Source organism: Rhodovulum sp. (assembly GCF_011048875.1).
Taxonomy (GTDB): Bacteria; Pseudomonadota; Alphaproteobacteria; order Rhodobacterales; family Rhodobacteraceae; genus Rhodovulum; species Rhodovulum tesquicola.
Genome location: NZ_DSDD01000482.1, coordinates 1 through 8,511, shown reverse-complemented (window position 1 = coordinate 8,511; position 8,511 = coordinate 1). Strand labels below are relative to the sequence as shown.

Sequence of the window (8,511 nt, the reverse complement as noted above, 5' to 3'; positions counted from 1 at the left end):
TTTTCCGCTCGGGCGCGTCATGGCTGACCTCGATCAGGCAGGAGCCGCAATTGTCGTTGCGGAATTCGAAGGGGATCGGGATCCGGTTTTCCTCGGCGAGGGCGAGGATTGCCATGTCACGTTTTCCTGTCCTTGGCGCCCCGGAAGGGGCGGGAATCTCGGGGTTTATCGCTTGCGCGTTCCTGCCGGAGAGCTAGCAGCAAGCGTGCCAAGGCGGCGGATCCCCGAAATCGGAAAACCGTCGGACTTTCATCGGACTTTCTGTCGGGTTCTGGTCGCAAAGCCGACATCCCCGACGCGGCCTGTCGCCGGGGGGATCGGGGGAGGGGGGCGCGCCCCCCCAGCGGCCGGGCCTAGCGGAAGGGCAGGGCGTAAAGCAGCCCGCCATTGGTCCATTGCGCGTTCAGCCCGCGCGCCAGACCGACCGGGGTCTTCTGTCCGATATATTTCTCGAACAGCTCGCCGTAATTGCCACCGGCCTTGATCGCCTTGACGGCCCAGTCCGCTTGCAGGCCGAGCATCGCGCCCAGATCGCCCTCGGTGCCGAGCAGGCGGTTGATCTCGGGGGTCGAGGTCGGGTTGGCGGCCAGTTCGTCGATATTGGCCGAGGTCACGCCATATTCCTCGGCGGCGATCAGCGCGTTCAGCGTCCAGCGCACGATATCGGCCCAGTCATCGTCGCCATGGCGCACGACGGGCCCCCGCGGTTCCTTGGAGATAAGCTCGGGCAGGATCACATGCGCGGTCGGATCCTCGAAGGTGGCGCGGGTGGCGGCCAGCGCGGAGGCGTCGTTGGTGTAGGCCTCGCATTCGCCCGCGAGATATTTCTGAACTGCAGCCTCGTCGCTGTCGACCGGCACCGGCTGGAAGCCGGTATTGTTCGCGGCGAACAGCCGCGCCATGTTCGCCTGGCTGCCCGCGCCGCCGGGGATGCAGACCGTCGCCTCGCCGAGTTCGCGCGCCGAGGCGATCCCGAGGGATTTCGGCACCATGACCCCCTGGCCGTCGTAATAGCTGACGCCGACGAAGGTGACTTTCTGGCCGACATCGCGCCCGAAGGTCCAGGCGATGTTGCGCGACAGGATGTCGATCGTGCCGTCCGTCAGAAGGTCCATGGCTTCCGCATCGGTGCCGGCGACATGGAACTCCACCGCCGCGGCATCGGACAGCACGGCCGCGGCCACGGCGCGGCAGATCGCCACGTCGAACCCCTGCCAGTTGTCGGTTGAATCGGGGGCCGAGAAGCCCACGAGCCGGGAGTTGATGCCGCAGCTGACCTTGCCCCGCTCCCTGACCGCATCCAGCGTTTCGGCGGGGACGGATCCCGCCCCGAGGCTGGCGGCGGCGAACACGCCGAGCAGGAAGGATCGTATCATTTTCACCTCTTCCCGAGTTTTTCCGTCCTTCGGACGGCCAGTTCTGCCCACCTTGCCCGGGCAATGGCCCGCCCGGATAACGTACCCCCGTCGGCGGTGCAAGGTTGGACAAATTAACCGAGCGAGGTCAAGGCCGCACAGGCCCGCATCCTTCCCCGCCTGTCTTTCTCCGGCCGGTCCGGCGCAGGCGCGCAGACCCCGCACCCGCCGCTTGCCCGGCCGGATCACGGCTTCGGGCGCGCGAGATCGAGGAAGCGGCGGGCCTGAAGGAAGTCGCGCCGCCGGGCGGCCGCGACCTCGGCGGCCTCGTCGTCGATGCCCCATTGATCCTGTTGCCAGGTCTCGTCGATGCGCGAGAGATCCCAGAGCCGTTCAATCGGCGCCACCGCCCGGTCGAGCGCGGCCAGCCCGATCACCAGAGAGCCCGACAGCGCCACCAGGTCATGCAGCGCGGTCAGCGCAAAGGCATCCTGTGCCGCCACCCGGGCCGCCAGACGGGCAAGGCTGTCGGCGGGCTGGGCGCGGGGCAGGAGGCCCGCGGTCGGGATCAGCGGGGCGCGGAGGCTGTCACGCGCCCAGTCGAGCAGCGGGTCCCAGGCCGCCGCCTGGCGGGCGACCAGTTCGGCGGGGCTGTCGGCGCGGTGGCAGATCAGGTCGCTTTCGCCATAGGCCGCGATCAGGGCGGCGACCTCGGCCTGCTGGGGGCGGACCCGGTCGATGGCGGCATTGGCGGCGCGGGTGACGGGCATGGTCAGCGGGCGCAGCTCGCGCTCCTGCGCGTCCCATTCGGCAGCGGCGGCCTCGGCCATGGCGCGAGTCGGCAGCAGGAAGGCGGCCTTGGCCGGGGTGCGGACCGGGCGGCCGTCGAGCAGCACGGCAAAGCCCGCCTCGGTCTCGTCCACGCTGGCCTCTGCCCAGAAGCGTTTCGGCGCCCAGGCGGTCATGCCCGCCCCCACAGCCGGTCGAGCGCGCCCGGCAGCGCGGCGAAATCCTCGATCAGCGCATCCGCGGCGGCCAGTCGCTCGGCCGGGTGATAGCCCCAGCGAACGCCCAGTGTGCGCACGCAAGCCGCGCGCCCCATCGCGATGTCGAATTCCGTGTCACCGATCATCACCGCGTTTTCCGGCGCCACCCCGGTTTCGTCAAGCGCGGCCAGCACCATGGCGGGATGCGGTTTGGACGGGTGCAGGTCGGCATGCTGGCGGGTCACGAAATGGCGGGCCAGACCATGCGCGGCGAGGATCGCGTCGAGCCCGCGGCCCGACTTGCCGGTGGCGATGCCCAGAAGCGTGTTGTCCTGCGCGGCCAGCGCCTCGATCGCGGCGCGCGCGCCGGGATAAAGCGGCGAGGCGGTCTCGGTGCGCCGGGTGAAATACTGGCCGCGATACCGCTCCACCATCCGCGCGCGGCCCTCCTCGGACAGGTCGGGGGCAAGACGGGCCAGCGCCACGGGCAGCGAGAGCCCGACCACCGACAGCATCGCGGGCAGCGGCGGCGGGGCCAGCCCCTCGGCGGCGAAGGCGGCGGTCATGGCGGCGGCGATATGCGCCTGGCTGTCGACCAGCGTGCCGTCCACGTCGAAGATCACCAGCCGCAGCCCGCTCACGCGAGATCCTCGAACGGGTCGGCGGGCACGTCGTTCTCGGCCCAGCCCAGCATGTCCCAGGTGCGTTTCATGTGCTCGGGCAGGGGCGCGGTGACGGTCAGCACCTTGCCGGTGACCGGATGGGTCAGGCGCAGGTGGCGGGCATGCAGGTGCAGCTTGCGGCTGACCTCGCCGCCCAGCTGCGCGCCCCAGCCCTCGCCCTCGTTGACCTGGCCGGAGCCGCCATATTTGCCGTCGCCGATCACCGGATGGCCGATCTCGGCCATATGCGCGCGCAATTGATGGGTGCGCCCGGTGACCGGCACCAGCGCGCACCAGCTGACGCGCTTGCCCAGCGAGGACAGCACCGCGTAATCGGTCACCGCGCGCTTGGCATCAGGGGTCTTGTCCACCTTGTCGGGATGGATGCAGCGCATCTTCTCGCCCTCGCCGCCCGCGCCGTGGCCCGGCGCCTTGACCAGCCCGAAGCGGATCGTGCCCATTGCGGGGCTGGGCACGCCCGCGACGGCGGCCCAGTAGATCTTGCGCGTTTCGCGGGCTCGGAAGGCCGCCGTCAGCGCATGCGCCACCGCGCGGGTGCGCGCCAGCAGCAGCACGCCCGAGGTGTCGCGGTCCAGCCGGTGTACCAGCCGGGGCTTGTCCTCCAGCCCGAAGCGCAAGGCCTCGGCCAGCCCGTCGACATGGCGGGTCTGGCCGCTGCCGCCCTGGGTCGCCAGCCCCGGTGGCTTGTTCAGCGCGATGATGTTGTCGTCGCGATAAAGCACGCAGGCCCGGATCATCGCGGCATCGGCCTCGCCGACCGCGGCGCGCGGCGGCGCCTCGCCCGGCGCGGGCAGCGGCGGAATGCGCACCTGCTGGCCCTCTTCCAGCCTCGTGGCGGGTTTCACCCGGCCGCCATCCACCCGGATCTCGCCCTTGCGGCACATCTTCTCGATGCGGGTCCGGGGAACATGCGGGAAATGCCGGCGAAACCAGCGGTCCAGCCGCTGCTCGCCCTCGCCCGGCGCCACCGTCAGGGTCTGCACGCCCGTCATGCCATCAGCCCCCGCGCCACCCACAGCCCCGCCGCAATCGCCAGCAGCGACAGCGCGACCGAGGCGAAGACATAGGTCGCCGCCATATGGACCTGCCCGCGCTCGTAAAGCGTCAGCGCATCCAGCGAGAAGGCCGAGAAGGTGGTGAACCCGCCGAGGATCCCGGTCATCAGGAGGGGCGCATAGGCATTGCCGAACTTCCGCGCCAGCACCACCACCAGCACGCCCATCAGGAACGAGCCCATCACATTCACCGTCAGCGTGCCCCACGGATAGCCCGACCCCATCAGCCGGATCGTCGCCAGCCCGGTGAGGTAGCGCCCCACCGCCCCGATCGCGCCGCCCAGCGCCACCTGAAGGATTGTTCCGATGCTTGTCATGGGCCTCCCTTCTGCGCCTTGGCGCGCGTTGTCAACCGCCCCCGGCCCCGGCTTCTTCTGGCCTCAAATATCCCGGGGGGGCGGGGGGGGGCAGCGCCCCCCGCCGGGTCGCCCCGGCGACCGCCGGGGCGAAACCCCTCGCGGCGCTAGCCCTCGCCCCGCCGCTGGGCACGCAGCTTCGTGAAATACTCCAGCCGCCGCGTCAGCTCCCGCTCGAATCCCCGCTCGACCGGGCTGTAATAGACGCCGCGCTTCATCGCCTCGGGGAAGTAGTCCTGCCCCGAGAACCCGGCCTCGGCATCGTGGTCGTATTCGTAGCCCGCGCCATAGCCCTCGTCCTTCATCAGCTTCGTCGGCGCGTTCAGGATATGCTTCGGCGGGGGCTCAGACCCGGTGCGTTTCGCCGCCGCCCGCGCGTTCCTGTAGGCGGCATAGCCCGCGTTCGATTTCGGCGCGAGCGCCAGATAGATCACCGCCTGGGCCAGCGCCAGTTCGCCCTCGGGGCTGCCCAGCCGTTCATAGACGGACCACGCATCCAGGCACAGCGTCTGCGCCTGCGGGTCGGCCAGCCCGATATCCTCGATCGCCATCCGGGTGATGCGCCGGGCCAGGAAACGCGGATCCTCGCCGCCCTCCAGCATCCGCGCCAGCCAGTAGAGCGCGGCATCGGGGTCCGAGCCGCGCACCGACTTGTGCAGCGCCGAGATCAGGTTGTAATGCGCGTCCCCCGACTTGTCGTATTGCGCGGCGCGTTTCTGCAGCCGCCGGGCCAGCGCCTCGGGCGACAGCGCGTCCTCGACTTTCCAGGCCGCGATCTGCTCGATCAGGTTCAGAAGCGCGCGGCCATCGCCATCGGCCATTTCCAGCAACTGCTCGCGCGCGGGTCCGGTCAGCGGCAGGGCGTGGCCAAGTTCCTGTTCGGCGCGTTGCGCCAGCAGTTCCAGATGCGCCAGGTCCAGCCGGTCCAGCACCAGCACCTGCGCCCGGCTCAGGAGTGCCGCGTTCAGTTCGAAGCCGGGATTTTCCGTGGTCGCGCCCACCAGAAGGATCGTGCCATCCTCCATATGCGGCAGGAACCCGTCCTGCTGGGCCTTGTTGAAGCGGTGGATCTCGTCCACGAACAGCAGCGTCCCCTGCCCGTTCACATGGCGCAGTTTCGCCGCCTCGAACACCTTCTTCAGGTCCGCGACCCCGGTGAAGATCGCGCTGATCTGGACGAAGGCCAGATCGGTCTCGTCGGCCAGCAGCCGCGCGATGGTGGTCTTGCCCACGCCCGGCGGCCCCCAGAGGATCAGCGAGGACAGCGTGCCCGAGGCCAGCATCACGCCCAGCGGGCCGTCGGGGCCGAGGACATGTTCCTGCCCGATCACCTCGGCCAGCCGTTTCGGGCGCAGCCGGTCGGCCAGCGGGCGGAGGCTTGGCTTGTGCGGCGAGGCGGGGTCTATGCGGTCGAACAGGTCAGCCATCGGCCAAGCCTAGGGCAAGGCGGTCAGACACGGAAGCGCAACACGCCGCGCCGGCCGCCCCGCAGATATTCGACATGCCAGTTGCGCCCGCCCGCCCTGGCGGCCTCGGCCACGTCGGCGGTGCTGCGGATCGGGCGGTCGTTCATCAGCAGCAGGATATCGCCCGGGCGCAGGCCGATCCGGGCGCCGGTCTCGCCCGGATCGGTGACCAGCACGCCCCGCGTCTCGGCGGGCAGGCCGGTCTCCTGCGCGACGGCGGGGTTGATATTGACGACCGACAGCCCCGCCAGCACGCTGCGCCCGGTGACGGTGAGCGGCGCGCGGGGCGGGGTTTCAGGGGCCGCGATCAGGGCGACGCGGGCGGTCCGCTCGCGGCCCTGGCGCAGATAGGTGACGGCGATCTCGCCGCCCACGCCTTCGGCCGAGAGGCGGAACAGCATTTCCTGGGGCGTGTTGACCGGGGCGCCGCCCAGTTCCAGCACGATATCGCCCACGCGAAGCCCGGCCTTGCCAAAGGGGCTGTCGGGATGCAGGTCGCTGAGCACGACGCCCTGCGGCAGATCGAGGCCGAAACCCTCGGCCAGCGCGGCGTCGACCGGCTGGCCCGAGACGCCCGCCCAGGGCCGCTGGAACCGGTCGCGTCCCGCGCGGGCCTGGTCGACGAAGCGCGTCACCAGATTGGCGGGGATCGCGAAGCCGATGCCGTTCGAGCCGCCCGAGCGCGACAGGATCGCGGTGTTGATGCCCACGAGGCGGCCGGCCATGTCGACCAGCGCTCCGCCCGAATTGCCCGGGTTGATCGCGGCATCGGTCTGGATGAAATAGCCCCGCCCGCCGCCGATCGACAGGCCCGAGCGCGCCAGTCCCGAGACGATGCCCTGGCTGACGGTCTGGCCGACGCCGAACGGATTGCCGATGGCGAGCACGAGATCGCCGACCTCGACCGTGTCGGAATCGCGGAGCGGGAGCGCGGGCAGGTCGCGCGCGCCCTGGAGGCGCAGGATGGCGAGGTCGGATTCCTCGTCCGAGAGCAGCACCTCGGCGTCGTATTCGCGCCGGTCGGTCAGCACCACGCGGATCTCGGTGGCCTGGCCGACGACATGGTAGTTCGACACCACCAGCCCGTCGGCGGACACGATCACGCCCGATCCCAGCGCGTTCTGCACGCGGGGCTGGACCCGGCCGAAATCGCGGAAGAGCTGCGAGAAGAACGGATCGCCCGCGAAGGGGGTGACGCGGTCGGCGACCACGCGACGGGCGTAGATATTGACCACGGCGGGTGCGGCCTGGCGCACCACGGGGGCGAAGCTGAGGCTGATTTCGGCCGCGCTGGCGGGCGGGCGGCGGTCCTCGGCGGCCAGCGGCTGCGCGGCGAGGGCAAGGCAGAGCAGGACAAGCAGGCGGGTCATGGGCGGCTTTCGCGGTTGCGATCATTCAGGCATATGCGTGTGCCCGGGCCGGAGTTCAACGCCCCGGCACCCCCCGCCCACCCAGGCGGGGGGCGGGCAACCTCAGTGCAGGTTGGACGCGAAGTTCATCGAGACCACCTGGTTCTTGATGCCGTCGATCTCCATCACCGGGCCCATGGCGGTCATGTCGATGCCGACACGCTTGTACCACAGGGTCCAGTTCGCGTTCAGCAGCGTCAGGCACTGGGTCGCGCCCAGGCTGCGGGCGGCCTTGGCCAGTTCCTGCACGAGGTTGAAGTAGATCGGCCGGCGCTGGACCAGCGGCACGCGCTGCGACACGAAGAGCCGCGAGCTTTCCCACACGGTTTCGGCCACGGGGGCCTCGTCATGCAGCAGGTGCGAGGGGATGGTGTCCAGAAGCCCCTTCTGCGCGTCGCGGATCATGTAGGTGTAGATGCCGCAGCGCGCGGTGGTCGGTGTCAGGCGGTTTCCCGCAAGCACCTGGCCCAGCTCGTCATGCACGACGACCCAGCGGCTGGCCGGGGTGTCGTACTGGTCATATTCCATCCCCATCGCCTCGGGGAGGTCCCATTTGTTGCGCTCGATGAAAAGCTCGCGACGTGCACGAAGCATATTTGCGAAAAGCTCGCCATGGTTGTGAAGGTTTTCGAAGGAAAGGGTCGTGGTCTGCATAAGAGCCTCCTGCAGGGTTGGTGGTGTGGTCAGTAACCTTGCGGAGGGCGACGGCCGTCAGAGCAGCCCGTAATCCTTGGCCCGCTGAATCGCTTCGGCTGTGGTGCGCGCCATCAGTCGTTCGCGGGCAGAGGCGAGACGGGCCTTGAGCGCACTTTCCGATATCCTCAGCTTGCTGGCAGCGGCCGCATGGCGGTCACCGTCCGCGATGCATTTCAGCGCCTCGATCTGAGCCTTGGTCAGCTCTTGCGGCGGCTCGGTCATGTCGTGCAACCGACGCACGAGGGCCTCGATCTTGTCGATCTCGGCATCCTCGAATTCCCGATCTGCTCGTGCCACACTCGCAATGGTCCTGGAGGCGATCGGCCCCCAGGAGATCGTCACGCCGTACCTCAAGCCGAAACGCGCGGCATCCTCGAGAATGCCGAACGGATCGGGGATGTTCTGATTGCTCCACCGTGTCGCGCCGGTGGTTGAGAAGCCCCAGGCGACCATCGGGTCGCGCAGGACATATCCACGTTCGGTATAGTGGGCCAGCCACTCCGGG

10 protein-coding genes are annotated in these 8,511 nt (G+C 69.6%); all 10 read right to left on the bottom strand.

Translation table 11 applies throughout. The features are described from left to right. Nucleotides 1–115, bottom strand: a 115-nt coding sequence (locus ENN83_RS16305; RefSeq protein WP_287188824.1) for a 2Fe-2S iron-sulfur cluster binding domain-containing protein, incomplete at its 3' end; no start/stop codon positions are given. Between the two features lie 238 nt (nt 116–353). After that, complete coding sequence (locus tag ENN83_RS16300) at nt 354–1,376, bottom strand: amino acid ABC transporter substrate-binding protein (protein ID WP_287188822.1); 1,023 nt, start codon at nt 1,374–1,376, stop codon at nt 354–356. Between the two features lie 224 nt (nt 1,377–1,600). Then, nucleotides 1,601–2,320, bottom strand: a complete 720-nt coding sequence (locus ENN83_RS16295) for an ATP12 family chaperone protein (protein ID WP_287188820.1) — start codon at nt 2,318–2,320, stop codon at nt 1,601–1,603. After that, a complete protein-coding gene (locus ENN83_RS16290; protein ID WP_287188818.1) occupies nt 2,317–2,982 on the bottom strand; it encodes an HAD-IA family hydrolase in 666 nt (221 codons plus the stop codon). The genes ENN83_RS16295 and ENN83_RS16290 overlap by 4 nt, the downstream gene beginning before the upstream one ends. Further along, entirely contained in the window at nt 2,979–4,016 is a 1,038-nt protein-coding gene (locus tag ENN83_RS16285; protein ID WP_287188817.1) for an RluA family pseudouridine synthase, read from the bottom strand. The genes ENN83_RS16290 and ENN83_RS16285 overlap by 4 nt, the downstream gene beginning before the upstream one ends. After that, nucleotides 4,013–4,396 (bottom strand): fluoride efflux transporter CrcB, encoded by a 384-nt coding sequence (gene crcB / locus ENN83_RS16280; RefSeq protein ID WP_287188815.1) that lies wholly within the window; start codon nt 4,394–4,396, stop codon nt 4,013–4,015. The genes ENN83_RS16285 and crcB overlap by 4 nt, the downstream gene beginning before the upstream one ends. Before the next feature lie 146 nt (nt 4,397–4,542). Then, the gene (locus ENN83_RS16275) at nt 4,543–5,862 is read right to left on the bottom strand and encodes a replication-associated recombination protein A (RefSeq protein WP_287188813.1); all 1,320 of its coding nucleotides are present in this window, start codon (nt 5,860–5,862) and stop codon (nt 4,543–4,545) included. Nucleotides 5,863–5,885: 23 nt separating this feature from the next. Then, nucleotides 5,886–7,271, bottom strand: coding sequence for a Do family serine endopeptidase (locus ENN83_RS16270; protein WP_287188812.1), 1,386 nt, complete (start codon nt 7,269–7,271; stop codon nt 5,886–5,888). Nucleotides 7,272–7,373: 102 nt separating this feature from the next. Beyond that, nucleotides 7,374–7,964, bottom strand: coding sequence for an acyl-homoserine-lactone synthase (locus ENN83_RS16265; RefSeq protein ID WP_287188811.1), 591 nt, complete (start codon nt 7,962–7,964; stop codon nt 7,374–7,376). Nucleotides 7,965–8,021: 57 nt separating this feature from the next. After that, nucleotides 8,022–8,511: autoinducer binding domain-containing protein (locus ENN83_RS16260; RefSeq protein WP_287188810.1), on the bottom strand; the 490-nt coding region annotated here is incomplete at its 5' end.